This window comes from Streptomyces sp. Tue6028 (assembly GCF_002300165.1).
Classification (GTDB): domain Bacteria; phylum Actinomycetota; class Actinomycetes; order Streptomycetales; family Streptomycetaceae; genus Streptomyces; species Streptomyces siamensis.
In genome coordinates this window covers 132,005-157,231 of the sequence record NZ_MLCE01000013.1, presented here as the reverse complement: position 1 = coordinate 157,231, position 25,227 = coordinate 132,005, and the positions used below count along the sequence as shown (strand labels likewise).

The window sequence follows — 25,227 nt, the reverse complement described above, 5'->3', positions numbered from 1 at the left end:
CGGTGAACGACCGATACGACGGATACGCGGGCGGCGACCAGTACGAGCTCGTCGGCTACGACGAGTTCGGGCAGCCTGTGTACCGACAGGTGTCGCAGCAGCCCCAGCAGCAGGGCTACGACCCCTACGGCTCCCAGCCCCAGGGCTACGGCTACGACCCGTACGCCTCGGGGCGCCCGCAGCCAGGTCGGCCCTACGACACGGACGGACAGCAGCCGGCGTCGTACGACACCGGGCAGCAGCAGGCCGTACCGCCCTACGACCCCGCCCGGCGGCCGCCCGCGCCCTCGTACGACCCCTACGGCACCGGTGCCCCCGCCGCGGGTGCCCCGGGCCCGTACGACCCCTATGGGCAGGCCGCGGGCCCGGGCGGCCCCGGCACCGGGCAGCAGCCCCGTGTGGCCGAGCAGACCGCCTACATCCCGCAGCAGGCGGGGCCCGCGGAGGGCGACGAACCCCGGGCGGGCCGTGACTACCGCACCGAGCAGTTCGCGTTCGTCGAGGAGCAGGAGGACGACTCCGAGGACGTCATCGACTGGCTGGCGTTCACCGAGAACCGCACCGAGCGCCGCGAGGAGGCCAAGCGCCGCGCCCGCAGCCGCGTCGTCGCCCTGGTCGTGGTGCTCGCCCTCGTCGCGGTCGGCGGCGTCGGCTACCTCTGGTACGCGGGCAAGCTGCCCGGCACCTCCTCGGACGGCAAGCCGGGCGCGACGACCGCCGTGGGTGCCCAGAACCGCGACGTGATCGTCGTCCACCTGCACAACACGAAGGGCGGCGGCACCTCCACGGCCCTGCTCGTCGACAACACCACCACCAAGCAGGGCACCACCGTCCTGCTGCCCAACTCGCTCGCCATGACGGACGACAACGGCTCGACGACCACGCTGGCCAAGTCGGTCGACGACGACGGAACCTCCGGCACCCGGGACGCGATCGACACGGTGCTCGGGACCGATATCCAGGGCACCTGGCGCCTCGACACCCCGTACCTGAACAACCTCGTCGAACTCGTCGGCAACATCGACATCACCACCAACACCGACGTGCCCGACCCCGACGCGAAGAAGAAGGGTCAGGCGCCCCTCGTCAAGAAGGGCGAGGGCCAGACCCTCAGCGGCAGGATGGCCGTCGCCTACGCCACCTACCGGGCCTCCGGCGAGGCCCAGAACGCGCAGCTGGAGCGGTTCGGAGCGGTCATGCAGGGCGTGCTGCGCAAGCTGTCCTCGGACAAGCAGGCCGCGACCACCACCGTGCAGACGCTCGCCCAGATCCTCGATCCGCCGCTGACCGACGCGGACCTGGGCACCTTCCTCGCGAAGCTCGCCGACCTCGCCAAGGGCGGCGACTACAAGACCGCGCTGCTGCCCGTGCAGCAGGACGGCACGCTCAGCGAGAGCGCCAGCAACAGCGTGATCAAGGACGTGCTCGGCGGCACCGCCAAGAGCCCCGACGCCGACGCGGCCGTCCGGGTCGGGATCAAGAACGCCACGGGCACCAAGGGCGCCACCGAGCAGGCCCGCGTGGTCCTGGTCAACGGCGGCTACACCTTCCTCGACTCGGGAACGGGTGCCGCGCAGACCGTGTCGCGGATCACCTACTCCGACGCCGCCAAGAAGGCCGACGCCACCGAGGTCGCCAAGACACTGGGGCTGCCCGCCGGCTCCGTGAAGAAGGGCACGGTGACGTCCAACGCGGACGTGTCCGTGGTCCTCGGCCAGGACTACAAGCTGAGCGGCCCCACCGGCTGACCGGCGCCTCTCCCGGGGCGGCCGACGCCCCGCCCCGGGAGGTCCGGGGGCCGCCCGCCGGGCGCCCCGGACCGGGGCCCGGGAAACGCGTGGGGCCTCCTCGGCGGTCCGTGAGACCCTTGAGTCATTACTGACCGCCTACGGAAAGCCGCGTAGTGACCGCCACGGACCGCTCCATCGAGCTCATCAACACCGCCGCACAGGCGGCCGCCGACAAGCTCGCGCACGACATCATCGCCTACGACGTGAGCGACGTACTGTCGATCACCGACGCCTTCCTGCTGGCGTCCGCTCCCAACGACCGCCAGGTCAAGTCGATCGTCGACGAGATCGAGGAGCGGCTCAGCAAGGAGCTCGGCGCCAAGCCGGTGCGCCGCGAGGGCGACCGCGAGGCCCGCTGGGTGCTGCTCGACTACGTGGACATCGTGGTGCACGTGCAGCACAGCGAGGAGCGTGTCTTCTACGCCCTGGAGCGGCTCTGGAAGGACTGCCCGGAGCTGGACCTGCCCGCCGACGCCAAGGCGACCCGGGGCAAGGCCGCCGAGCACGCCAAGCTCCAGGCCGAGGAGGACGCCGCCGAACTGGGAGAGCTCCGGTGAGCGCAGAGGCCGGGAAGAAGCCCGGCCGGGGCCGTCGCATCATCCTGTGGCGGCACGGCCAGACCTCCTGGAACCTGGAGCGCCGCTTCCAGGGCTCGACGGACATCGAGCTGACCGAGACCGGCGTGGGCCAGGCCCGTCGCGCCGCCCGGCTGCTGGCCTCGCTGAAGCCCGACGCCATCGTCGCCTCGGACCTCCAGCGCGCCGCGGCGACGGCCGCGGAGCTGTCCGAGCTCACCGACCTCGACGTCACCCACGACGAGGGCCTGCGCGAGACGTACGCGGGCGTCTGGCAGGGGCTGACGCACGAGGAGATCATCGGCCGCTACGGCGACGAGTACTCCGCCTGGAAGCGTGGTGAGGCGGTGCGCCGCGGCGGGGGCGAACTGGAGACCGAGGTCGCCGACCGCGCCGCCCCCGTGGTGCTGCGGCACGCCGACAAACTCCCCGAGGACGGCACCCTCGTGGTGGTCAGCCACGGCGGCACCATCCGCACCACCATCGGCCGTCTCCTCGGCCTGGAGTCCCGTCACTGGGAGAGCCTCGGCGGCCTCTCCAACTGCTGCTGGTCCGTCCTCGGGGAGGGCGCCCGCGGCTGGCGGCTCCTGGAGCACAACGCCGGCACCCTGCCGGAGCCCGTGCTCGGGGACGACGACTGAGCGGCCCGCTGTCCGGTCCCGGGGCCCGTCGGGACCGGATTTCACTTTCTGGCTGGTCGCAGGCTAAGGTTCTTCTTGTTCGGCCCGCTGATCGGGAAGAACGCAAGGGGCTATAGCTCAGTTGGTAGAGCGCCTGCATGGCATGCAGGAGGTCAGGAGTTCAATTCTCCTTAGCTCCACACAATGACTCTCTTTGGAGTTGTCAAAGATCGGTGATGAAGGATCCCGTTCCCGTCAGGGAGCGGGATTTTTCGTTGTCGTCCCCGTGGTCTCCTGCGTCATCAGCGCCCGCAGTCGCGCCACGCGCAGGCTCGTCTCCTCGTCCACCGGCTGGTACACCACGATCCGGCACTCCGGCAGACCGTGGATGGACAGGGAGATCGACGTCATCCGCATCTCACCGACCGCCGCGTGCCGGAACGTCTTCACCCGCGGGCCGGGCGGTACCACGTCGCCGTTGCGCCACAGCCGGGCGAAGTGCGGACTCGCCTCCGACAAGCGGCATATGAAGTCCTCCCACGCCGGCTCGCCGGCATGCAGCCCGTAGGACGAACGCAGCGTCGCCACCATCACCGGGAGCTCGGACTCCCGGAACACCAGGGGACAGGCCGGCTCGGGCACGGTGAACAGTGTCCACAGCGCGTTGCCCATGCCCGAGTTGGCGGTCTGGGGCGTGAAGAACACGTCGCGGTAGGCGCGGTTGGTGGCGAGGATGTCGAAGCGCGCGTTGTAGACCACGGCCGGGTGCGGGTCGACGGCGTCGATGACGCCCTGGATCTCCGGACCGACGGCTCGTGCGGCGGCCGGGGGATCCTGCTCGTAAGGCACCTCGGCCAGGTGGTACAGGTGCTCGCGCTCGGGCTGGTCGAGGCGCAGTGTCCGGGCGACCGCGTCCAGGACCTGCGGGGAGGCGTTGATCGGGCGGCCCTGTTCGAGCCAGGTGTACCAGGTGACCCCGACGCCGGAGAGCTGGGCCACCTCCTCGCGGCGCAGCCCCGGCGTGCGCCGCCGGAAGCCCGGCGGCATCCCGACGTCCGCGGGTGTCACCCGCGCCCGCCTGCTGCGCAGAAAGGCGGCCAGCTCCGGCCTGCGGCGTTGTGTCGTGCTCATCGGCTCCACATCCCCCGTCACCATGGTCCGTGCCGGACCCGACCGCTGCCAGGTGCTGTCACTACCAGCATCGAGGGGCTCTCGTTACCGGTATCCGGCCGCCGCCACGCTCGACGGCATGACGACGACAACCCCCGCGGGCACAGGGCCCGCACGCGGTCCAAGTCCTGCTGACAGTAAAAACCCTGGCACTGACAATCGGCCGGGACGACTGCTCGCGGTCGTGCTCGCGGCCCAGTTCATGGCACTGCTCGACGTGTTCATCGTGAACGTCGCGGTGCCCACCATCGGCTCCGAACTCCACGCGTCCGGCGCGGGACTGCAACTGGTGGTCGCCGGGTACTCCATCTCCTACGCCGTGCTGCTGATCACCGGAGCCCGGCTGGGCGACCGGCTCGGCCACCGCCGTGTCTACCTGGCCGGACTCGCCATCTTCACCGCTGCCTCGCTGGCCTGCGGACTGGCCCAGGGAACGGGGGAGTTGATCGCCTTCCGGCTGGTGCAGGGCGCCGGATCGGCCGTGATGATCCCGCAGGTCCTCAGTCTGATCCAGCGCAACTTCACCGGCGAGGCACGGGCGCGCGCCCTCGGCGCGTACGCGGCCATCCTTGCCACCGGCGCCGCTGCCGGACAGGTGCTGGGCGGCCTGCTCGTCAGCGCCGATCTGTTCGGCACGGGCTGGCGTCCTGTGTTCCTCGTCAACGTGCCCGTCGGTCTCGTCCTGCTGGCCGTCGGCCGGCGGGTCCTGCCGCGGGACGACGCCCGGGCCCTGGAACGCTCGCGCGGCCTCGACGTGCCGGGTCTCGTGCTGCTCGCCGCCGCCGTCTCACTGTTCACCGTGCCGCTCGTGCTCGGGCAGGAGGAGGACTGGCCGCTGTGGTCGTGGTTCTCGCTCGGGTCGGCCGCGGTGTTCTTCGCCCTGTTCGGCCGGTACGAGTCCCGGCTGGCCCGGCGCGGCGGAGCGCCGCTGATCGCGCCGCGGGTGCTGCGTCATCCCGGCATCGGTCTCGCGGTCTTCCGGCTGCTGGCCGTGATGGCGGTCAACGCGGGCTTCCTGTTCTCGCTCACCCTGCACATCCAGGGCGGGCTCGGCTACAGCGCCCTGCGGGCGGGCCTCACCTTCGCGCCGACCGCGGTGATCTTCGGCCTGGTCGGCCTGACCTGGCGCAACTGGCCCGCCTCTTGGCAGCGTGCCCTGATACCGGCCGGCTTCGTGCTCGCCGCGGGCTCCGTGGCCGGCGTAGGAGCCGTCCTCGACGGCGGGGGCGACGGCGGAGCATGGCTGTACGTGGCGTTCGCGGGTGTCGGGGCCGGGCTCGCGCTCGGGTTCAGCCCCACGCTCACCAGGGCGCTGGCGACGGTGCGGCCCGAGGACGCGGCGGACGCCAGCGGATTGCTCGCGACCGTCACCCAGCTCGGTCAGCTGATGGGTGTAGCGGCCTTCGGCACTCTGTTCTTGAACCGGCTTGAGTCACTTGGGGCTCCGGGGGCGTATACCTCTGCGGACGCGCTCCTCACATGCATGTACGCGCTGGCCGCGACGGCCTTGGTGGGTGCCGTGTCCGGACTGGTACGCAGGCGTCGCTGACCGTATTGCTCCGGCCGTGGCAGAATCAAACGGCCGGAAGGGGGCGCGGCCCGACGGGAGGGAGTAGCGATGCCTGCGAGCATCCGCGAGGAGGTCGACGATCTCCTCGAAGTGGCACCGAGACGGAAAAAGCCACTCTCCTCGACTGCCCTTCCTGCGGATCGGTCCACGTCGCCCAGGTCCTCGGCGACAACGGCGGGATCTCCTACGTGTGCACGGCCTGCGGCCACAGCTGGAGCTGATCGATGGGTGCACACAGGCGGAAGTGCGATTGGTGCGGCAGTGGTACGCCGATCGTCCGCGACATGGAGCCGGTCAACCACGACTACCAGTACTGGTGCGAGGAGTGCGCGCGGGCGCTGATCATAAAAGGCGACCCGATCGAGACGTACCGCGAGCTGGAGGGCGAGCCGATCTACGGACGGCTCCTCGACGAGCACTGCACCCTCAAGCGGTTCTACTCGTTCGCCACAGCCTGACCCCGACCAGGGCCAGGAAGGCGCAACCGACTCCCACGTAGAGGGACGACAGTGTCAACTCGACGCCGTTCTGGTGCAGTTCCAGCCTGCCCGGACCGTGTGGCACCCACCACAGGGAGTAGGTGCAAAAGGCCAGGGCCGCGCAGACGGCCGCCGTGCGGCTCTTCGTGGCGAGGAGCAACGCCATCGGCACGCACCACACCCAGTGGTGCGACCACGACACGGGACTGATCAGTAGGGCCGTCACCGCGCAGGCGACCGTAGCCCAGGCCCGCAGCCCGCGCAGCTCGGCGGCGACGGCCACGGCAAGGCCCAGAACGCCCGCCAGGGCCGCGGCGACGGCCCACAGGGCCCCGGGCTCGGTGGTGTGCAGCAACCGGGCCAGGAGACCGCGCAGCGACTGGTTGGCGGTGTCCTCGACGAGCCCGACCCGGCCGGCCTCGAAGACCATGCGGGTCCAGAACCGCGAGGAGTCGTGCGGCAGCAGGGCCGCCGCCAGCAGCGTCGCCCCGGCGAACGCGACGGCGGCCCCGCGCGCGTGGCGCAGCCAAGGCCCCGCCGAGCCCCTGCCGGAGCGCTCCACGACACCGGTGACCAGCAGGAACACCGCGAACAGCGCGGGCGTCAGCTTGATCGCCGCGGCGATCCCGATGCCCACCCCGGCCCAGCGGCGCCCCGGTCGCCGTGACAGATCCCACAGCACCAGTACGGCCAGCAGCAGATTGATCTGGCCGTACCGCAGCGTCGTCCACACCGGCTCGCACCACACGGCCGCCGCCGCCACCCACCAGGCGCCCTCCACGCGCGTGTGGCCCACGAGTCGCAGCGAGAGTGCGACGAACGCCACAAGGAGGGCCAGATTTCCGGTGGTGGCCACCGCGCGCATGCTCGTCGTGTCCAGCAGCGTCAGCGGCGTGAACAGCAGCGCCGCGAAGGGCGGGTAGGTGGTGGGCAGATGGGCCTCGGTCGTGCGCAGCGCGTAGAGGTCGCCGCCCGCACGGACCGTCTCTCCCTCCGCCCGGTAGACCATCAGATCGATCATCGATACGTGCGCGGCCCGCTGCGCCCACCAGAAGGCCGCGAACGACAGCAGGCACACCCCCACGGCGACGGGCGTACGACGTCTGACACGGGGGAGCGCGATCACGGTCACGAAGGCCGACACTAGCGCCCGAATCCGTACAGAAGGGAAACGATTTGGTGATGCACCCAGGTGACCGTGTAATGTTGGCGACGCCGCCGGGGAAACCGGGCGACACGGTCGATATGCGGCTCCGCCGCAAGACCGCGAGGGGCTATAGCTCAGTTGGTAGAGCGCCTGCATGGCATGCAGGAGGTCAGGAGTTCAATTCTCCTTAGCTCCACAGACGTTGATGGCGGGCCACCCGATCGGGTGGCCCGCTTCTTCGTGTTCAGCGGCCGCTGCCGAGTGCCCGGCGGCCACGTCCCTGGGAGAGCACCGGCAGGTTGTTCCGCGCGGGGGCCGAGGACCGGGTGTCCTCCTCGATGCGCAGGGCGAGCGCCGGGCAGCGCCGCACGGCGCGCAGTGCCTTGGCCTCCGCGTAGCGGGGCACGGAGGCCTGGGCGACGGTGGGGAATCCGTCGGCGCCCAGTTCGAAGACCTCGGGGAGGATGTCGGCGCACAGGCCGTGCCCGCGGCACAGCGTCCAGTCCACGAAGATCTTCTGCCGGCTCGGGCCGGTCTCCTCCTGGGCCTGGCCGCCCGGGAGGCCCGTGGGCTGCCTGCCGCCCTCGAAGAGCGGCAGAACGCCCTCCACGGGCCTTCCGCAGCCGTTTCCGAGCACGTGCGCGGCGAGGTCGTCGGTGAACGCCTTGATGGTCGACTCGATGAACATCGCCGAGCCGTCCGGGTGGGAGCAGGCGCCGCGCCGCTTCACGGCCTTGGCGACCTGCTTGACGGCCTCCAGGGCCGCCGGGCCACCGCCGTTGAGGATGTCCTCCAGGCCGCGCGCCGCGGCGGGCAGGCCGAGGTAGCAGGGGCCGCACTGACCCGCGCTCTCCTCGGCCAGCCACTGCGCCACGCGCAGCGACTCGCCCAGGGGGCACGTCTGCTGGGTGATCGGGAGGATCGCGCCCGCGCCGAGCGCGCCGCCCACGGCGTCCAGCGAGTTGCGCGAGACGATCGCCTCGTTGAGGGTCGCCGCGTCCAGCCACTTGCCGTGGTAGCCGCCGGTCAGTACGCCCTGCGGCAGCGGCGGGGCGCCGGCGAGCTGCAGCACGTACCGCAGCGGCACGCCGGTCGGCACCTCGATCACCATGGGGCGGGCGACCGCCCCGGAGACGGTGAGCATGACGGTGCCGGGCTCGTCGTACAGACCGGTGTTGCGGTAGCGGTCGGGGCCGATGCGCGCGGCGATCGCCAGCTGGGCGAAGGTCTCGGCATTGGACAGCAGCGTCGGTGCCCCGCCGACGCCGCTCTGCGACGCGCTGATCTTGCGGCCGGGCGGGATGGCCGGGCCGCCGTCGATGGAGCGGATCAGCGAGGCGGCAGCGCCGGTCACCATCCGCACCGGGTTGCGCTGCACGCGCGCGCGGAGGGCGGACCCGCGCCGGTTGCTCAAGCCGCGCTCGGCCAGCGCGGCTTCCATCGAGGCCTGCGTGGACGCACGCGTCACCCCGATGACCAGGGTGCGCGCACCCATGGCCTCCGCCGCCAGCAGGGCGCCGTCCAGGATGAGGTGCGGGGCACGGTTGATGAGCACCGTGTCCTTGCGGCAGGCCGGTTCGTCCTCGCTTCCGTTCACGACCACCACGGGGCGGATGCCCTTCTGGATGGCCGATTCGGCGACCGAGCGCAGTTTCTTGGCGAAGGGGAAACCCGCGCCACCGCGCCCCTTCAGAGAGATGGCCTCGGCGAGGCCCGCGAGTTGTTCGCCACCCATCGGTTCGAGCGGCCCGTGCACCTTGAGGTGCATGGGCAGATCGAGTCGTTCAACCAGGTCGAAGCCCGACGTGAGCTGTGGAAGTCCGACTACACGGACTTCCGGGACGTCGGGCAGGGCCTCGTTCACCTAAAGCCTCCGCTGGGGGCGTTCCATGATTCACCAGGGCCAGGAGCGTCGTAGGCGCCCGGCAGTACTTCAGTCGTGGGACCGCTGTCGTACGTGTCGTTGGTGTTGTACGTGCCGTAGGAGGGGTTCGTCTCACCGGTGTCGTACAAGTCACTTGTTCCGTAGGCGCCGGCAGCCGAATTGTCATAGACAGGAACGTTGTATCCCGTGTCGTTCAGCGGGTCGTAGGCCGACTGGGGCGCCTCGCCGACGGGGGGCGGCGAGGGGATGGGCCAGCTGCCCGACGTGCTGCTGCCGTCGACGCGCGGGAACGTCTCCGTGGGCTGCATCTCCAGGGGCATCTGGAAGCGCTCGGTCTGGCTCTGCCCGGCGCCGTCCACGCCCGGAGTGCCGCCCGACACGGCGCGGTAGGCGGCCGCGAAGCCGGACATGCCGGTGCCGGTGGCCGCTGTGTCCTGAGCGGCGTCGTACAGGCCCGTCGCGGACGGGGTGCGCGGCGGCGCTGCGAACGTGTCCTGGGCGGACTGCCTGGCGGAGCGTCCCGCGAAGCCGGGCAGCGGGGACTGCGCCGCGGCCCCGCGGGGGGCCTCCTGCTCCTCGCGGAAGGGACGGGCGCCGGGGCCGTTGCTCTCCCCGAGGACCGACAGGATGCGGTCGGCGACCTTGCGCTTGAACGGGGCGGACGCCGAGCGCAGCGCCAGGGCGCCCATCACGGCGATCAGGCAGAGGCTGTAGGACACGGTGACGTACGGCTTGGCGGCGCGACCCGCGTAGAGGCCGTGCACCAGAGCCGAGCACCAGGCCGGATAGGCCAGCATGTGCACGGCCCGCCAGCGTGCCGCGACCGGCGCGGGGGACGCGAAGGCGCTGCGCAGCGCGCCGGTGATGGCCGTGAAGATCATCAGCAGACCGGCCAGCGAGCCCAGGCCGATCAGCCCGTTGCTGCCCGTGACGCCGAGTCCGAAGGGGATCAGCGCGGCGATCAGGGTGGTGTGGTCGAGCGCCAGCTTGACCGTGATGTGCAGCAGCAGGAAGGCGACCGAGGAGACGGCGGTCGTCCTGTGCACGGCCTGGGCGACCAGCCGCTGGCGCGTGTTCAGGAAGAGCCGGTCGGTGGCGAGGAGTCCCCAGATGACCGAGCAGGTGAGGGCGACCAGCGAGAGCACGCCGGCGCCGAAGTTGAGGAAGTCGCGCAGGCCGTCACCTCCGACCAGCACGACCAGGGGGATGAGCAACAGAGCGGCAGCCGTCATCGCCCCGTAGGCCGAGCGGCCCGACCGGGGTATCGAGCTGTTGTTGCGACGAGGGTTCATGGGGGGTTACTCCCAACGGTTCGGGGAAGCGGTCCCGAAGCGGCACTCTAAGTGGAGCCATACCGAGGAGTACGAGGTTTGAGTTATTGCGTTGTTACCAAAGGGCAATCGGGTCTTTGTGTTGTCCCTTAGAGGCTGTTACGCGAAGTAATATTTGAATATCGTTCAGCTTTTTTCGGTGATCGGGACGGTGGCACGGCGTGCCGCGCGGCCCGGAACCTCGTCGCGACGCCCGCGGCGGCTGCGGTACCCTGACGCCATGCGTGCCGTACGCCTTCTGCTTAGCGAGCCGCGCTGATCAGTCCTGACCACTGAAGAGATCGTGGTCGGAATCGGCGCGGCGTCCCCTCCTGTGCGAGGGGTTTTTTCATTTCCGCTGGCAGAGACGATCGATGGAGCTTTGAGGATCATGAGCGAGACGACTACCGCTGCCACCGCCGAGGTGGCGGCGCCGCACCGCTACACGGCCGGGCTGGCCGCTGAGATCGAGGCACGCTGGCAGGACTTCTGGGACGCCGACGGCACGTACGAGGCGCCCAACCCGAGCGGTGACCTGGCCGGGGACCCCGAGCTGGTCGCCAAGCCCAAGAAGTTCATCATGGACATGTTCCCGTACCCCTCCGGTGCGGGCCTGCACGTCGGTCACCCCCTGGGCTACATCGCCACCGATGTATTCGCCCGGTTCCAGCGGATGACCGGCCACAACGTCCTGCACACGCTGGGCTTCGACGCCTTCGGCCTGCCCGCCGAGCAGTACGCCGTGCAGACGGGCACGCACCCGCGGGTCTCCACCGAGGCCAACATCGAGAACATGAAGGCCCAGCTGCGCGGCCTGGGCCTGGGCCACGACAAGCGCCGGTCGTTCGCCACGATCGACCCGGACTATTACAAGTGGACCCAGTGGATCTTCCTGCAGATCTTCAACTCCTGGTACGACGACGAGGCCGCCAAGGCCCGTCCCATCAGCGAGCTGATCGCCCAGTTCGAGAGCGGTGACCGTGCCGTCCAGGCCGCCGACGGCACCACGCGCGCGTGGAACGAACTGACCGCCTCCGAGCGTGCGGACGTCCTGAGCGAGTACCGCCTGGCGTACGCCTCCGACGCGCCGGTCAACTGGTGCCCCGGGCTGGGCACCGTGCTGGCCAACGAGGAGGTCACCGCCGACGGTCGCTCCGAGCGCGGCAACTTCCCCGTCTTCAAGGCCAAGCTGCGCCAGTGGAACATGCGCATCACCGCGTACGCCGACCGGCTGCTGGACGACCTGGACGCGCTGGACTGGCCCGAGGCCATCAAGCTGCAGCAGCGCAACTGGATCGGCCGCTCCGAGGGCGCCCGCGTCGACTTCCCGATCGACGGCGAAGCGATCACGGTCTTCACCACCCGCCAGGACACCCTGTTCGGCGCCACCTACATGGTGCTGGCCCCCGAGCACCCGCTGGTCGAGAAGTTCACCCCGGACGCATGGCCCGAGGGCACCCACGAGGTGTGGACGGGCGGGCACGCGACCCCCGCCGAGGCCGTCGCCGCCTACCGCGCCCAGGCCGCCTCCAAGTCCGACGTCGAGCGCCAGGCCGAGGCCAAGGACAAGACCGGCGTCTTCACGGGCACGTTCGCCACCAACCCGGTCAACGGCGAGCAGGTCCCGGTCTTCATCGCCGACTACGTGCTGATGGGCTACGGCACCGGCGCGATCATGGCCGTCCCCGCGCACGACACCCGCGACTTCGCGTTCGCCCGTGCCTTCGAGCTGCCCATGCGCTGTGTCGTGGAGCCCTCGGACGACCGCGGCACGGACGCGTCCACCTGGGACGACGCCTTCGCCTCGTACGACGCGAAGATCGTCAACTCCGCCGGCGAGGAGATCTCCCTGGACGGCCTGGGCGTCGTCGACGCCAAGGCCCGCATGACGGAGTGGCTGGAGCGCAAGGGCATCGGCGAGGGCACGGTCAACTTCCGGCTGCGCGACTGGCTGTTCAGCCGCCAGCGCTACTGGGGCGAGCCCTTCCCGATCGTCTACGACGAGGACGGCATCGCCCACTCGCTGCCCGAGTCGATGCTGCCCCTGGAACTGCCGGAGGTCGAGGACTACTCGCCGCGCACCTTCGACCCGGACGACGCGAACACGTCCCCCGAGACGCCGCTGTCCCGCAACGAGGACTGGGTCAACGTCACGCTGGACCTGGGCGACGGCCCCAAGAAGTACCGCCGCGAGACCAACACCATGCCGAACTGGGCCGGTTCCTGCTGGTACGAGCTGCGCTACCTGGACCCGCACAACGACCAGAAGCTGGTCGACCCGGCCATCGAGCAGTACTGGATGGGCCCGCGCGAGGGCCGGCCGCACGGCGGCGTCGACCTGTACGTCGGCGGCGCCGAGCACGCGGTGCTGCACCTGCTGTACGCGCGCTTCTGGTCCAAGGTGCTGTTCGACCTGGGCCACGTCTCCTCGGCCGAGCCGTTCCACAAGCTGTTCAACCAGGGCATGATCCAGGCCTTCGTGTACCGCGACAGCCGCGGCATCGCCGTGTCGGCCGCCGAGGTGGAGGAGCGCGACGGCGCCTACTACCACCAGGGCGAGAAGGTCTCCCGGCTGCTGGGCAAGATGGGCAAGTCCCTGAAGAACGCCGTCACTCCGGACGAGATCTGCGCCGAGTACGGCGCGGACACCCTGCGTCTGTACGAGATGGCCATGGGCCCCCTGGACGTCTCCCGGCCGTGGGACACGCGCGCGGTGGTGGGCCAGTTCCGCCTGCTGCAGCGACTGTGGCGCAACGTCGTCGACGAGGCGACCGGTGAGGTCACCGTCGTCGACGCCGAACCGGACGAGGAGACGCTGCGCGCCCTGCACAAGGCGATCGACGGTGTCCGCCAGGACCTGGAGGGCATGCGGTTCAACACCGCCATCGCCAAGGTCACCGAGCTGAACAACCACCTGACCAAGGCGGGCGGCCCCGTCGCGCGCTCGGTCGCCGAGCCCCTGGTGCTGCTGATCGCGCCGCTGGCCCCGCACATCGCCGAGGAGCTGTGGCGCCGGCTGGGCCGCACGGACTCGGTCGTCCACCACGACTTCCCGGTCGCCGACCCGGCGTACGTCGTCGACGAGACCGTGACCTGCGTCGTGCAGATCAAGGGCAAGGTCAAGGCACGCCTGGAGGTCTCCCCGGTCATCTCCGACGAGGAGCTGGAGAAGGTGGCGCTGGCCGACGAGAAGGTCGTCGCGGCGCTGGGTGGCGCGGGCATCCGCAAGGTGATCGTGCGCGCGCCGAAGCTGGTGAACATCGTGACGGCCTAGCCGTCCTGCCCGCCCGGCCGCCGGGCGGGCTCGGGGTAGTCCCCTACGGGCAGGTTCGGGGTTCTCCAGGAACTCCGAACCTGCCCGTGGCGTTTACCGTTGAAGAGCGCGACGAGACCTGTCGCGGCAATGGAGGAGGAGCGTGGTGGGAACCTTGATCACAGTAATCGCGCTGCTCTTCCTGCTGTTCGTGGTACTCGGCGCGTACGCCACGGTGAAGGTGATCGGCGCCGCCAAGCGTGGTGTGGACCGCACGATCTCGCAGGCACGCCGCACGGTCGAGGACACCACGCTGCGTGCCAGGACCCTCGCTCAGCCCGGCCCCACGGGCGAGCTCGCCGAGCTCCGCCTCAAGCTGCGCACCTCCATGCGCGCCACGCAGGACGCGTTGCACGCGGGTGTGGCGGACGACGAGTCCCTCAAGGAATCCCTGGGCCTCTTCGAGCGGCTCAGCGCGCACGGGCACGAACTGGACGACGAGCTCAAGCGCCTGGAGAGCGAGCCCGACCGGGCCACGCTCGCCGCCCGGCTGCCCGCCCTGCGCGAGCGCACCGAGCGCATCACCCAGTCCGCGGACTCGCTGCGCTGGGCCGCGCGCGACCGGGCCCGCCGCTTCGCCGACGACGACCTGGACTCACTGAGCGCGCAGATCGACGTGGAAGCCGGCGCACTGCGGCACTGGACCGAGGAACCGGGACCGGCCGCCGCCGGCTGGCCCGAGGCCCCGGCGGCGGACGAGGCCGCGTCCGGCGGACAGACCTGGCCGGAGAGCCCGGAGTCCCGCCGGGCCGAGGAGCCGACCCGGTCCGCCATCGACCCGCCGGTCCGAGGCCCCGCCTACCCCTGGCAGAAGAAGCCCCGCCCCGAGAGCACGACTTGATCCGGTCGCTGCGACAAGAGCTGGTAGGGGCCGGGCTGCCGCCCGGCCACGCCGACAGGTAACCTCCAGCTCATGTCCCGCCATGTCGCGATCGTCACCGATTCAACGGCCTACCTGCCGCCGCGGACGATGGAGCGCCACGGCATCACAGCGGTGCCCCTGACCGTGGTCCTCGGCGACCAGGCACTCGAAGAGGGCACGGAGATCTCGGCCCGCGCCCTGGCCCAGGCACTGCAGAAACGCCGATCCGTCACCACGTCCCGGCCCAGCCCCGAGGTCTTCGCCAAGGCCTATCGCAGGGTCGCCGAATCGGGCGCCACCGGCATCGTCTCCCTCCATCTGTCCGCAGAGCTGTCCGGCACGTACGACGCGGCGGTCCTCGCGGCACGGGAGGCTCCGGTGCCCGTGCGTGTGGTGGACACCGGAATGATCGCGATGGCGCTCGGCTTCTGCGCCCTCGCCGCGGCCGAGTCCGCCGAGGCGGGCGGCACGGTCGACGAGGCGGTCACCGCCGCCGAGAAGCGGGCCGCGGGCACCTCCGCCTACTTCTACGTCGACACCCTCGACTACCTGCGCCGCGGCGGCCGGATCGGAGCTGCCCAGGCGCTGCTGGGCTCCGCGCTCGCGGTGAAGCCGCTGCTGCGCCTGGACGACGGCCGCATCGAACCCCTGGAGAAGGTGCGGACGGCGTCCAAGGCGATCGCCCGGCTGGAGGAGATCGTGGCCGAGCGCGCGGGCAGCGCCCAGGTCGACATCGCCGTTCATCACCTGGCCGCCCCCGAGAAGGCGTCGGCACTCGCGGACCGCCTGCGCGAGCGGGTCCCCGGGCTTGCGGATCTTCACGTCAGCGAGGTGGGCGCGGTGATCGGGGCGCACACGGGCCCTGGACTGCTCGGGGCGGTCGTCTCGCCTCGGTGAGACATGCGACCGCGGGCGGTGGGTGACCGTCGGCGTCACGCGCCGCGACCCGGGCGCGCTGGGCGGGCCGCGTGGCCCGGGCGGCCCCGCGTGTAGTGATGGATACCGTCCACAGCGCGTCCGGCCCTGCGTGCGGCGGCGGGCGCCGTCCGCAGCCCGTGCGAGTGACGGAGTTATCCACAACTGAGTGGTAATCCACTGGAATTGAGCAAGATCATCGCGAGAGCGATGTCATGCCGGATTCTCGTCGCATGGCACTTCGATCACGCACACGCACAGCCACACCGACCAGCGGCCCCGGACGCGGGCCCTCGTCCGACGGCCGCGACGGCCATCGACGTCGGCACCCGCGAAGCCGCGCCCTGCGCCGCGAGGCGTCCGCCGAGGCGCTCCGGCTGCGCGCGGAGGCGCTCTTCACCACAAGGCCCGTGGAGCGGCGGGAGTTGGGGCACGGACCGCCGAGGGTGGACCACGCGGCGAGGGATGCGGACGAGCCCGCCGTCGGGCTCACCGTGGCCAGGGTCGCGGCTCGTGCGGCCTCGCGCACGGGCGCAGAGCTGCACGAGGACGCGGATCTGCTCGAGGAAGCCGAACTGTATGAAGAGGCCGGCCTCCACGAAGGGACCGGCCTTCAGGGGAGCGCCGCTCCGAAGAAGCGCGCCGACCTGCGCGCAGGCGCCGTACGGCAGGAGGACGCCACTTCGGACGTGCCGGAGCGGGCAGCCTGGCGGCACCGGGCGGGACTCGCCGTGCGGGAGCGGCTGCCGTTGTGGTTGCAGCCGAGGTGCGGTCTTGAACGCCGGAGCCTGGTCGCCCTCACGGTGGTGCTGGTGGTCGCTGCGGTCCTCGCCGTGCAGCACTTCTGGACCGGCCGGACCCAGTCGGTTCGCGCACCCGAGGTGGTGCGGGCAGCGGCTCCCTACGGCGACGAAGAGGGGCGGAGCGGGCAGGAGGGGGAAACGGGGACGAGCCCCGATGCCTCGACGGGAGCGCCGGCTCCCGTCGGTGCCGCCGGGAGCGGGATCGTCGTGGACGTCGGCGGAAAGGTACGGAGCCCCGGACTGCAACGGCTGCCGGCCGGTTCCCGGGTCGAGGACGCGCTTCGTGCCGCAGGCGGAGTGCGGCCGGGCACGGACACCGACGCGCTCAACCGCGCGCGACTCCTCGTGGACGGCGAACAGATCGTGGTCGGTGGACCGGCCCCCGTGACGGGGCCCGGCACAGGCGGTTCGGGCCCGGCCGGAGCGGGCGGATCCGTCGCCGGGGCCGCGCCCTCCGCTCCGGTCGCCCTCAACACGGCCACCGTGGAACAACTCGACGGGCTCCCCGGCGTCGGTCCCGTCCTCGCCCGGCACATCATCGACTACCGCACCCAGCACGGAGGCTTCCGCTCCGTGGACGAACTGCGAGAGGTGAACGGGATCGGCGATCGTCGCTTCGCGGACCTGCGGAATCTGGTGCGGCCATGAGCGGGCCGCCACCGATGGAGCCGCGCGGCACGGTGGAGGGCCCGCTCGACGGCGCCGCGAGCCGACGGGCCGTGCACGCCGCCTCGGGGAAGCGGCTCGGTGCCGCCAACCCGAGGGAAGAGGGTCCGACGGATCTCCGCCTCGTGCCGCCGGCCCTGGCGGTCTGGGCGACCGCGGCCGTGACGGTGGCCGCCCCGTCCGGCTGGGCGACGGGTGTGGTCGTCGTCTCCCTGCTCGTGGGCCTCGCGCTGCTGCTGACCGAGTGGAGGCGCGCCCGCACGGCGCACGGAGACGGGGAAGGGCCTGCGCGTTCCTGGAGGCGGGTCTCCGCAGCGGCCGTCCTGCTCTGCGTCGCCGCGGCCGCGGCCTCGGCGGGTCTGCACGGGGCGGACCAGCGACGTGGCCCCGTGCCCGAACTGGCAAGGCGGTTCGCCCACGTGACAGTGGAGCTGGAGGTCACGTCCGATCCCCGGCTCACCCGGCCACGGATCAAGGGAGACCACATGGCACCTACGGCCGTGCTGTTCGACGCGGAGGTCAGGCGCGTCACACGGTCGGACGGCACGGTGGTCGCCACGCGGACACCCGTGCTCGTGATCGTCGACGCGCGTTCGGCGCGGGGCTCGCCCCGGACCTCCGGTGACGGCTCGTCCTGGCTGTCCCTGCTGCCGTCCACGCGGCTGCGCGTGTCGGGTCGACTCGTGCCGGCGCTGTCGGACGGTGACGACACCGCGGCCGTGCTGCGCGTGCCGGAACGCGCGCGGCCGGAGGTGGTGGGAGAACCGTCTGGGCCGCAGCGGTTCGCCGGCCGCCTGCGCGAAGGGCTGCGGGAGGCCACCGACGGGCTGGACGCGGACGCACGGGCACTGCTGCCGGGGCTGGTGGTCGGAGACACGTCCCACGTCACGACAGAGCTGGACGACGCCTTCAAGGCGACCGATCTCACGCACCTCCTGGCGGTCAGCGGCGGCAACTTCACCATCCTGCTGGCCCTGTTCATCGGCCCGCTCGGGCTGGCCCAGCGCGCCGAGCGGCGCGGCCTGGCGCGCCTGATGGGTGTGCCGCTCAGAGCGACCGCGCTGCTCGGCGGAGCGCTCACGCTCGCCTTCGTGATCGTGTGCCGACCGGACCCGAGTGTGCTGCGGGCAGCGGCCTGCGGGTCGATCGCGCTGCTCGCCATCGCGACCGGCCGCCGCAGATCGCTGATCCCCGCGCTGGCCACGGCCGTCCTGCTGCTGGTGCTGTACGACCCGTGGCTCGCGCGGAGTTACGGCTTCCTGCTCTCCGTCCTGGCGACCGGCGCCCTGCTCACGCTCGCCCCGCGCTGGAGTGCCGCTCTGCGGAGGCGTCGTGTGCCGCCACGCATGGCCGAGGCGCTCGCCGCTGCCGCCGCGGCTCAGGCGCTGTGCGCGCCGGTCGTCGCGCTCCTGTCGGCCCGGGTGAGCCTGGTGGCCGTGCCGTGCAATCTCCTCGCGGAGTTCGCGGTCGCGCCGGCGACGGTGCTGGGGTTCGCGACACTGGCGACGGCCTCCGTGGCGATGCCGGTCGCCGAGGCCTTCGCGTGGTCGGCGAGTTGGCCGGCCGGATGGATCGCGGACATCGCCCGAACAGGCGCGTCCCTGCCCGGCGGGGGAGTGGACTGGCCGGACGACTGGACGGGGGCCGTGCTGCTCGCCCTGGCCACGGTGGTCGTCGTGATCGCCTGCCGGCGGCTCGTGGGACATCCATGGCTGAGCGGCGCCTTCGTGCTGCTGTTCCTGCTGCTCGTGGTGCAGCCGCCCCCGCTCACCAGGGTCATCACGGGATGGCCGCCGCCGGGCTGGCGGTTCGCGATGTGCGACGTGGGACAGGGGGATGCCACGGTGCTCGCGGCGGGGGACGGCAGTGCGGCCGTGGTGGACGCAGGACCCGACCCGGTGCTCGTCGACCGCTGTCTGAGCGCTCTCGGCGTCACCCGGATTCCGCTCGTCGTGCTGACCCACTTCCATGCCGACCATGTGGCGGGGCTGCCGGGCGTGCTGCATGGGCGTTCGGTGGGCGCGATCGAGACGACGGGTCTGGAAGAGCCACCGGATCAGGCGGAGTTCGTGCGCAGGGAGGCCGCGGCACGGCACGTCCCGGTGACGCGGGCGGCGGCCGGGGAGCGGCGGCGCGCCGGAAGCCTGGACTGGCAGGTGCTGTGGCCGCCCCCTGCTTCGACCGCCGACCCGGCCCCGCTCCTGGACGGCCCGAACGACGCGAGCGTGACCCTGCTGGTGCGTTCCACAGGGCTGAGGCTCCTGCTCCTCGGCGACCTCGAACCCCCCGCGCAGCAAGCCCTGTTGAGGACACCGGCGGCTGCCGAGCTCGGCCGGGTGGACGTGCTCAAGGTCGCCCACCACGGATCGGCCTACCAGGACCCGGACCTCATGCGCAGGGTCGCCCCGCGGCTCGCGTTGATCTCTTGTGGCAGGGACAACCCGTACGGACACCCGGCTCCGAGCACCGTGGCGACGCTGCGGGCGGCGGGCGCGGTGGTGCTGCGCACGGACGAGGACGGGGCGCTGGCGGTCGTGGGTGCGGGCGGAGCGCTGAGCGTGGCGAGAGACTGAACTCATGAACTCCGCACAGGCCGACGCCTACCTCCGCCGGATCGGGGCCCAGCACCCCGCGTGGCCCACGTCCGATGTACTGCGCGAGCTCCAGTTGCGCCATCTGGAGACGGTGCCGTTCGAGAACCTGTCGATCCATCTCGCCGAGGAGATCGTGCTGGAGGAGCGGCGGCTGCTGGACAAGCTGGTCGGCGCGCACAGGGGTGGCTTCTGTTACGAACTGAACGGCGCGTTCGGGGCGTTGCTGGGCGCCCTGGGCTTCGACGTGACCCTGCTCGCGGCGCGGGTGTACGGGAAGGAGGGGATGCTCGGGATTCCGTACGACCACCTCGCCCTGCGGGTGCGGACGGTGGACGGGGGCGACTGGCTGGCCGATGTCGGCTTCGGGGCGCACAGCCACTACCCGCTGGCCTTCGGCGGCAGAGGGGAGCAGAAGGACCCGGGCGGCACGTTCCGGATCGTCGAGTCGGGTCCGGACACCGCCGGTGTGCGGGGACCCGGCGCGAGCCGGGAGGACAGCGACCTCGACGTCGTCCGGGACGGCAAGGCGCAGTACCGCATGGAGGTACGGCCGAGGGTGCTCAAGGACTTCGTCGTCGGCGCGTGGTGGCACAGCACCTCACCGGAGTCGCACTTCGGACGGTCGCTCGTCTGCTCACGGGTCACGGAGGAGGGCGGAAGGATCACGCTCAGCGGCCGGAAGTTCACGGTGACGACGGCCGACGGGGCGAAGGAGGTCTCGGAGCTGGCGACGGACGAGGAGGTACTGGACACCTATCGGAAGCGCTTCGGGATCGAGTTGGAGCGGGTGCCCGAGGTGCGGGCGCGGGCGTAGCGCGGAGGGCGGGGAGCCGTCGTGGCGTGGGCGGCGCGGAGTGCGGTGCCGGGATCTCGGCCCCCGGCGCGGGCGGCGTCGGGCGTATCGGAAAATGTCCACGTGAGTGATGTGAGACATGTGCTGGTACTGCCCGACCGCGACGCGGCGGAAGAGGCGGCCGAAGCACTCGGTGACCGGTTCACCCTCGATGAGGAGCCGCAGCTCGTCCGGGACGCGCTGGCCGGTGAGGACGATGCCGAGGACGCCCAGTGGCTGGTCGTCCTGACGGACCCGGAGGAGCAGCTCGACCCCAAGGAGCTGGACGAGTTCGCGGGGGAGTGGGACGGCTGGCGCGAGGAGCCGTGACCCGCTCGTGGCTCCGGGCGGGCTGCCCGCACGGCACGCGTTGTCGGTGCCGCGTGGGATGCTTTCGGTGATGGCCAGGAAGACAGCTCAAGACGACCCTCTCGCCCCCGTCACGCTCGCGGTGGGCCAGGAGGATCTCCTGCTCGACCGTGCCGTGCAGGAGGTGGTGGCCGCCGCCCGGGCCGCCGACGCCGACACGGACGTACGCGACCTCACCCCGGACCAGTTGCAGCCCGGCACGCTCGCCGAGCTGACGAGCCCGTCGCTCTTCTCCGAGCGCAAGGTCGTGGTCGTACGCAATGCGCAGGATCTTTCGGCCGACACGGTCAAGGACGTGAAGGGGTATCTGGGGGCGCCGGTCGAGGAGATCACCCTCGTGCTGCTGCACGCGGGTGGGGCCAAGGGCAAGGGACTGCTCGACGCCGCGCGCAAGGCGGGGGCGCGGGAGGTGGCGTGCCCCAAGATGACGAAGCCGGCGGACCGGCTGGCGTTCGTGCGGGGCGAGTTCCGTGCGCTCGGGAGGTCGGCGACGCCCGAGGCGTGCCAGACGCTCGTCGACGCCATCGGGAGCGACCTGAGGGAGTTGGCTTCCGCGGTGTCCCAGTTGACCGCGGACGTCGAGGGGACGATCGACGAGGCGATCGTCGGGCGGTACTACACGGGACGGGCCGAGGCGTCGAGTTTCACCGTGGCCGACCGGGCCGTGGAGGGACGGGCCGCGGAGGCGTTGGAGGCGCTGCGGTGGTCCCTGGCGACCGGGGTGGCGCCCGTGATGATCACCAGTGCGCTGGCACAGGGGGTGCGGGCGATCGGGAAGCTGTCGTCCGCACGGGGTGGCAGGCCGGCCGACCTCGCGCGCGAGCTGGGGATGCCGCCGTGGAAGATCGATCGGGTGCGGCAGCAGATGCGGGGCTGGACTCCGGACGGAGTCGCCGTCGCGCTGCGGGCCGTCGCAGAGGCCGACGCGGGAGTCAAGGGCGGTGGGGACGACCCCGAGTACGCGCTGGAGAAGGCGGTCGTGGCGATCGCCCGCGCGGCTCGGTCCGGCCGGGGCTAGCCGTTCGGGCTGCCGAGTCCCCGGTGTGCCTCCGTGGTCCTGCTTCCCCTTGCTTCGACCTGGCCGGCCGGGTCGGCTGAGACCGCGCAGTCACCACGGCCCGGAGTCGGCCGCTGAGTCGTCCGGGAGACGCACGGGCCGCCGCCCCGATGGGCCCCGTCCCGTTCAGGGCCTGCGCCCACAGGCCGCCGCGCCTGCGTCTCCCGGACGCCCAGCCCCCAAGTCCGACACCCTGCCCCCAAGTCGGCCACCGCGCGCCGAGCCGACGCGGCGGGTGTGGTCCGGCGCCGGCTCTTCGCGAGGCTGACGACCAGAGGCCGAGGGGCATGAGAGGCGCACCGGTACGCCGAAGGCCCCGTCCGCCTTCCTGGGGAAGGAAGGAGCACGAGGCCTTCGGTTCAAGCTGCTGGATCCACGCCCGCGTGGCGAACGCAGGCCGCGCGTGGATCCGGGGTGTCGGACGGGAGCGGATGAGAGAGGGCCCGCTCTGGTCCGGCCGACGGTCAAGTCAGGGGTTGAGCCCTAAGGGGCTCAGCCGACTCAGCCCTTGAGGGAAGCGACCTTCGAAGCAAGCGCCGACTTCTTGTTGGCGGCCTGGTTCTTGTGGATGACGCCCTTCGAGACGGCCTTGTCGAGCTGGCGCGACGCGGCGCGCGTGTACTCGGTGGCCTTCTCGACGTCACCCGCGGCAGCGGCCTCGCGGGCCTTGCGGATCGCGGTCTTCAGGGAAGACTTGACGGCCTTGTTGCGCAGCCGGGCCTTCTCGTTGGTCTTGATCCGCTTGATCTGGGACTTGATGTTCGCCACGAAATGAGCCTTTACAGGTTCAGGCGCACGAGACAGCACGTCTCGCACGCCGTTTGATTTCCTTGAGGTGTGCCTCCTGCAGAGAGGGCATGAGACACAGCCACTCAGGCTACCAGCCGCCCCGCGACCGCCCCAAACCGGTCGTCGCCCCCCGCGCGGGACCGTTCACGCCACTCGTTCCCGCGTTTGCATCACGCCGCTCGTCCCTGGGTTCGCCCCGTCCCGGACCCACGCCCACAGGCCGCCGTCCACAGGCCACCGCCCACAGGCCGCCCCCCAGGGTCCCGGGTGGGCCTCACACCCACAGGCCGCGAGCCACCCCGGCCGACCCCGCCCCGGCCGTCCGCCCCCATGACTACCGATCGCCGCTGTCGCCCCGGCCCGCCCTTCGCACCGCTCCCCGAAAAACCGACGCGACCCCCGTGACGGCCCTCGCCCGACCTCTGAAACCCGCGGTCGGCATCCACTCATGCGGCCCAAACCGGTCGCAGGTCCCCACGCGTGGGACCATGGAACCTACGTATCGATCCGACCCGAGGCGACAGGCGCCTCAAGAGACAGGACCCTGCGTGCCCGCGACCCCTAACAATGTGCCCGAGCCGAGCCGTACCGCCCCGGCTCTGATCCGCAATTTCTGCATCATCGCGCACATCGACCACGGCAAGTCCACGCTCGCCGACCGCATGCTCCAGCTGACCGGGGTGGTCGAGCAGCGGCAGATGCGCGCTCAGTACCTCGACCGTATGGACATCGAGCGCGAGCGCGGCATCACGATCAAGTCCCAGGCGGTCCGGCTGCCCTGGGCCCCGACCGAGGACCCGGGCAACACCCACATCCTCAACATGATCGACACCCCCGGGCACGTGGACTTCACGTACGAGGTGTCGCGGTCGCTGGCCGCCTGCGAGGGGACCATCCTCCTCGTCGACGCCGCCCAGGGCATCGAGGCCCAGACCCTCGCCAACCTCTACCTGGCGATGGAGAACGACCTCACCATCATTCCGGTGCTCAACAAGATCGACCTGCCGGCCGCCCAGCCGGAGAAGTTCGCCGAGGAGCTCGCCAACCTGGTCGGCTGCGACCCGGACGACGTGCTCCGGGTCTCCGCCAAGACCGGCATGGGCGTCGAGGCGCTGCTGGACAAGGTCGTCGCCGAGATCCCGGCCCCGGTCGGTGTCGCCGACGCTCCCGCCCGCGCGATGATCTTCGACTCCGTGTACGACTCGTACCGGGGTGTCGTCACCTATGTGCGTGTCATCGACGGCCAGCTCAACAAGCGCGAGCGCATCCGGATGATGTCCACGGGCGCGACGCACGAGCTGCTGGAGATCGGGACCAACTCGCCCGAGATGCTGCCGGCCGACGGGCTCGGTGTCGGTGAGGTGGGTTACCTCATCACCGGTGTGAAGGACGTCCGTCAGTCCAAGGTCGGTGACACGATCACCACCCTGCACAAGGGCGCGACCGTGCCGCTCGGCGGTTACAAGGACCCCAAGCCCATGGTCTTCTCCGGGCTGTATCCGCTGGACGGGTCCGACTACCCGGAGCTGCGCGACGCTCTCGACAAGCTCCAGCTGAATGATGCCGCGCTCGTCTACGAGCCGGAGACCTCGGCGGCGCTGGGCTTCGGCTTCCGTGTCGGCTTCCTCGGCCTGCTGCACCTCGACGTGATCCGTGAGCGGCTGGAGCGCGAGTTCGGGCTGGACCTGATCGCGACCGCGCCCAACGTGGTCTACCGGGTCGTGATGGAGGACCGCAGCGAGCACACCGTCACCAACCCGAGCGAGTTCCCCGAGGGCAAGATCGACGAGGTGTACGAGCCCGTCGTGCGCGCCACGATCCTCGCGCCCTCCGAGTTCATCGGCTCGATCATGGAGCTGTGCCAGACCCGTCGGGGCACGTTGCTCGGCATGGACTACCTCTCCGAGGACCGCGTCGAGATCCGCTACACCCTGCCGCTCGCGGAGATCGTCTTCGACTTCTTCGACCAGCTGAAGTCCAAGACCCGCGGCTACGCCTCGCTCGACTACGAGCCCACCGGCGAGCAGGCGTCCAGCCTGGTGAAGGTCGACATCCTGCTGCACGGCGACAAGGTCGACGCGTTCTCGGCGATCACGCACAAGGACCAGGCGTACGCGTACGGTGTGCGGCTCGTCGCCAAGCTGCGCGAGCTGATCCCCCGGCAGGCCTTCGAGGTGCCCGTCCAGGCGGCCATCGGCTCCCGGGTCATCGCCCGCGAGACCATCCGCGCGATCCGCAAGGACGTGCTGGCCAAGTGCTACGGCGGTGACATCTCCCGTAAGCGGAAGCTGCTGGAGAAGCAGAAGGAAGGCAAGAAGCGGATGAAGATGGTGGGCTCTGTGGAGGTTCCGCAAGAGGCCTTCATCGCCGTCCTGTCCAGCGACGACAGCGGTGGTTCGGTCAAGGGCAAGAAGTAGCCACCTGTTACCCCCGGAAACTGGGGCACAATGCGGGCTCGTCGCGCTTCGGCGCGGCGAGCCC

The 25,227-nt window shown here is 71.1% G+C and carries 19 protein-coding genes and 2 tRNA genes; 16 read left to right on the top strand and 5 right to left on the bottom strand.

The features are described 5' to 3' along the window. The first annotated feature begins 2 nt into the window (after nt 1-2). From BKI49_RS12130 to BKI49_RS12115, 4 genes are all read left to right on the top strand, one after another. Nucleotides 3-1,748 carry an LCP family protein gene (locus BKI49_RS12130; protein WP_095934248.1) on the top strand — a complete coding sequence of 582 codons (1,746 nt, stop codon included), beginning with the start codon at nt 3-5 and terminating at the stop codon, nt 1,746-1,748. Nucleotides 1,749-1,903: 155 nt separating this feature from the next. Then, nucleotides 1,904-2,347: a ribosome silencing factor gene (gene rsfS / locus BKI49_RS12125; protein ID WP_028802570.1), complete on the top strand. Its 444-nt coding sequence runs from the start codon at nt 1,904-1,906 to the stop codon at nt 2,345-2,347. After that, entirely contained in the window at nt 2,344-3,006 is a 663-nt protein-coding gene (locus BKI49_RS12120) for a histidine phosphatase family protein (RefSeq protein WP_095934247.1), read from the top strand. The genes rsfS and BKI49_RS12120 overlap by 4 nt, the downstream gene beginning before the upstream one ends. Before the next feature lie 106 nt (nt 3,007-3,112). Beyond that, nucleotides 3,113-3,185, top strand: a tRNA-Ala gene (locus BKI49_RS12115). A 55-nt stretch (nt 3,186-3,240) separates the two neighbouring features. On the opposite strand, the gene BKI49_RS12110 is transcribed toward BKI49_RS12115, so the two are convergent. Next, complete coding sequence (locus BKI49_RS12110) at nt 3,241-4,116, bottom strand: helix-turn-helix transcriptional regulator (RefSeq protein ID WP_095934246.1); 876 nt, start codon at nt 4,114-4,116, stop codon at nt 3,241-3,243. Between the two features lie 223 nt (nt 4,117-4,339). Here BKI49_RS12110 and BKI49_RS12105 point away from each other — a divergent pair, with 223 nt between their 5' ends. Further along, complete coding sequence (locus BKI49_RS12105; protein ID WP_257004728.1) at nt 4,340-5,704, top strand: MFS transporter; 1,365 nt, start codon at nt 4,340-4,342, stop codon at nt 5,702-5,704. A gap of 245 nt (nt 5,705-5,949) precedes the next feature. Then, a complete protein-coding gene (locus BKI49_RS12100) occupies nt 5,950-6,183 on the top strand; it encodes a hypothetical protein (protein WP_010986886.1) in 234 nt (77 codons plus the stop codon). On the opposite strand, the gene BKI49_RS12095 is transcribed toward BKI49_RS12100, so the two are convergent. After that, the gene (locus BKI49_RS12095) at nt 6,152-7,336 is read right to left on the bottom strand and encodes a glycosyltransferase 87 family protein (RefSeq protein WP_257004727.1); all 1,185 of its coding nucleotides are present in this window, start codon (nt 7,334-7,336) and stop codon (nt 6,152-6,154) included. The two genes, BKI49_RS12100 and BKI49_RS12095, sit on opposite strands and share 32 nt — an antisense overlap. 138 nt (nt 7,337-7,474) lie before the next feature. Between BKI49_RS12095 and BKI49_RS12090 the strand changes: the two genes are divergently transcribed. Next, a tRNA-Ala gene (locus BKI49_RS12090) sits at nt 7,475-7,547 on the top strand. Nucleotides 7,548-7,595: 48 nt separating this feature from the next. On the opposite strand, the gene BKI49_RS12085 is transcribed toward BKI49_RS12090, so the two are convergent. Together BKI49_RS12085 and BKI49_RS12080 are read right to left on the bottom strand one after the other, a co-directional pair. Beyond that, on the bottom strand, nt 7,596-9,215 hold the full coding sequence (locus BKI49_RS12085) for an NADH-quinone oxidoreductase subunit NuoF family protein (protein WP_095934244.1): 1,620 nt from the start codon (nt 9,213-9,215) through the stop codon (nt 7,596-7,598). After that, the gene (locus tag BKI49_RS12080) at nt 9,212-10,528 is read right to left on the bottom strand and encodes a ferric reductase-like transmembrane domain-containing protein (protein WP_179332412.1); all 1,317 of its coding nucleotides are present in this window, start codon (nt 10,526-10,528) and stop codon (nt 9,212-9,214) included. Before BKI49_RS12080 ends, BKI49_RS12085 begins: the two co-directional genes overlap by 4 nt. A 409-nt stretch (nt 10,529-10,937) precedes the next feature. Here BKI49_RS12080 and leuS point away from each other — a divergent pair, with 409 nt between their 5' ends. From leuS to holA, 8 genes are all read left to right on the top strand, one after another. Then, nucleotides 10,938-13,820 (top strand): leucine--tRNA ligase, encoded by a 2,883-nt coding sequence (leuS, locus tag BKI49_RS12075; protein WP_095934242.1) that lies wholly within the window; start codon nt 10,938-10,940, stop codon nt 13,818-13,820. Nucleotides 13,821-13,974: 154 nt separating this feature from the next. Further along, nucleotides 13,975-14,700 (top strand): hypothetical protein, encoded by a 726-nt coding sequence (locus BKI49_RS12070; protein WP_373557538.1) that lies wholly within the window; start codon nt 13,975-13,977, stop codon nt 14,698-14,700. 72 nt (nt 14,701-14,772) lie between these two features. Further along, nucleotides 14,773-15,618, top strand: coding sequence for a DegV family protein (locus tag BKI49_RS12065; RefSeq protein ID WP_095934240.1), 846 nt, complete (start codon nt 14,773-14,775; stop codon nt 15,616-15,618). Between the two features lie 251 nt (nt 15,619-15,869). After that, nucleotides 15,870-17,087 carry a ComEA family DNA-binding protein gene (locus BKI49_RS12060; protein ID WP_095934239.1) on the top strand — a complete coding sequence of 406 codons (1,218 nt, stop codon included), beginning with the start codon at nt 15,870-15,872 and terminating at the stop codon, nt 17,085-17,087. A 14-nt stretch (nt 17,088-17,101) separates the two neighbouring features. Further along, complete coding sequence (locus tag BKI49_RS12055; protein ID WP_179332421.1) at nt 17,102-19,678, top strand: ComEC/Rec2 family competence protein; 2,577 nt, start codon at nt 17,102-17,104, stop codon at nt 19,676-19,678. Nucleotides 19,679-19,682: 4 nt separating this feature from the next. Then, complete coding sequence (locus BKI49_RS12050) at nt 19,683-20,513, top strand: arylamine N-acetyltransferase family protein (protein ID WP_095934238.1); 831 nt, start codon at nt 19,683-19,685, stop codon at nt 20,511-20,513. Nucleotides 20,514-20,615: 102 nt separating this feature from the next. Continuing rightward, nucleotides 20,616-20,861, top strand: coding sequence for a hypothetical protein (locus BKI49_RS12045; protein WP_095934237.1), 246 nt, complete (start codon nt 20,616-20,618; stop codon nt 20,859-20,861). Between the two features lie 70 nt (nt 20,862-20,931). Further along, nucleotides 20,932-21,918: a DNA polymerase III subunit delta gene (gene holA, locus BKI49_RS12040; protein ID WP_179332411.1), complete on the top strand. Its 987-nt coding sequence runs from the start codon at nt 20,932-20,934 to the stop codon at nt 21,916-21,918. 540 nt (nt 21,919-22,458) lie between these two features. Here the strand turns inward: holA and rpsT are convergent. After that, entirely contained in the window at nt 22,459-22,725 is a 267-nt protein-coding gene (gene rpsT, locus BKI49_RS12035) for a 30S ribosomal protein S20 (protein WP_028802556.1), read from the bottom strand. Between the two features lie 569 nt (nt 22,726-23,294). Here rpsT and lepA point away from each other — a divergent pair. Beyond that, on the top strand, nt 23,295-25,163 hold the full coding sequence (lepA, locus tag BKI49_RS12030; RefSeq protein WP_095934235.1) for a translation elongation factor 4: 1,869 nt from the start codon (nt 23,295-23,297) through the stop codon (nt 25,161-25,163). Nucleotides 25,164-25,227: the final 64 nt, after the last annotated feature.

Coding starts and splice junctions, on each gene's coding strand:
- BKI49_RS12060 (WP_095934239.1), top strand. CDS start 15,870: ATGGCACTTCGATCACGCACACGCACAGCCACACCGACCAGCGGCCCC.
- leuS (WP_095934242.1), top strand. CDS start 10,938: ATGAGCGAGACGACTACCGCTGCCACCGCCGAGGTGGCGGCGCCGCAC.
- BKI49_RS12080 (WP_179332412.1), bottom strand. CDS start 10,528: ATGAACCCTCGTCGCAACAACAGCTCGATACCCCGGTCGGGCCGCTCG.
- BKI49_RS12055 (WP_179332421.1), top strand. CDS start 17,102: ATGGAGCCGCGCGGCACGGTGGAGGGCCCGCTCGACGGCGCCGCGAGC.
- BKI49_RS12050 (WP_095934238.1), top strand. CDS start 19,683: ATGAACTCCGCACAGGCCGACGCCTACCTCCGCCGGATCGGGGCCCAG.
- holA (WP_179332411.1), top strand. CDS start 20,932: ATGGCCAGGAAGACAGCTCAAGACGACCCTCTCGCCCCCGTCACGCTC.
- BKI49_RS12065 (WP_095934240.1), top strand. CDS start 14,773: ATGTCCCGCCATGTCGCGATCGTCACCGATTCAACGGCCTACCTGCCG.
- BKI49_RS12100 (WP_010986886.1), top strand. CDS start 5,950: ATGGGTGCACACAGGCGGAAGTGCGATTGGTGCGGCAGTGGTACGCCG.
- BKI49_RS12110 (WP_095934246.1), bottom strand. CDS start 4,116: ATGAGCACGACACAACGCCGCAGGCCGGAGCTGGCCGCCTTTCTGCGC.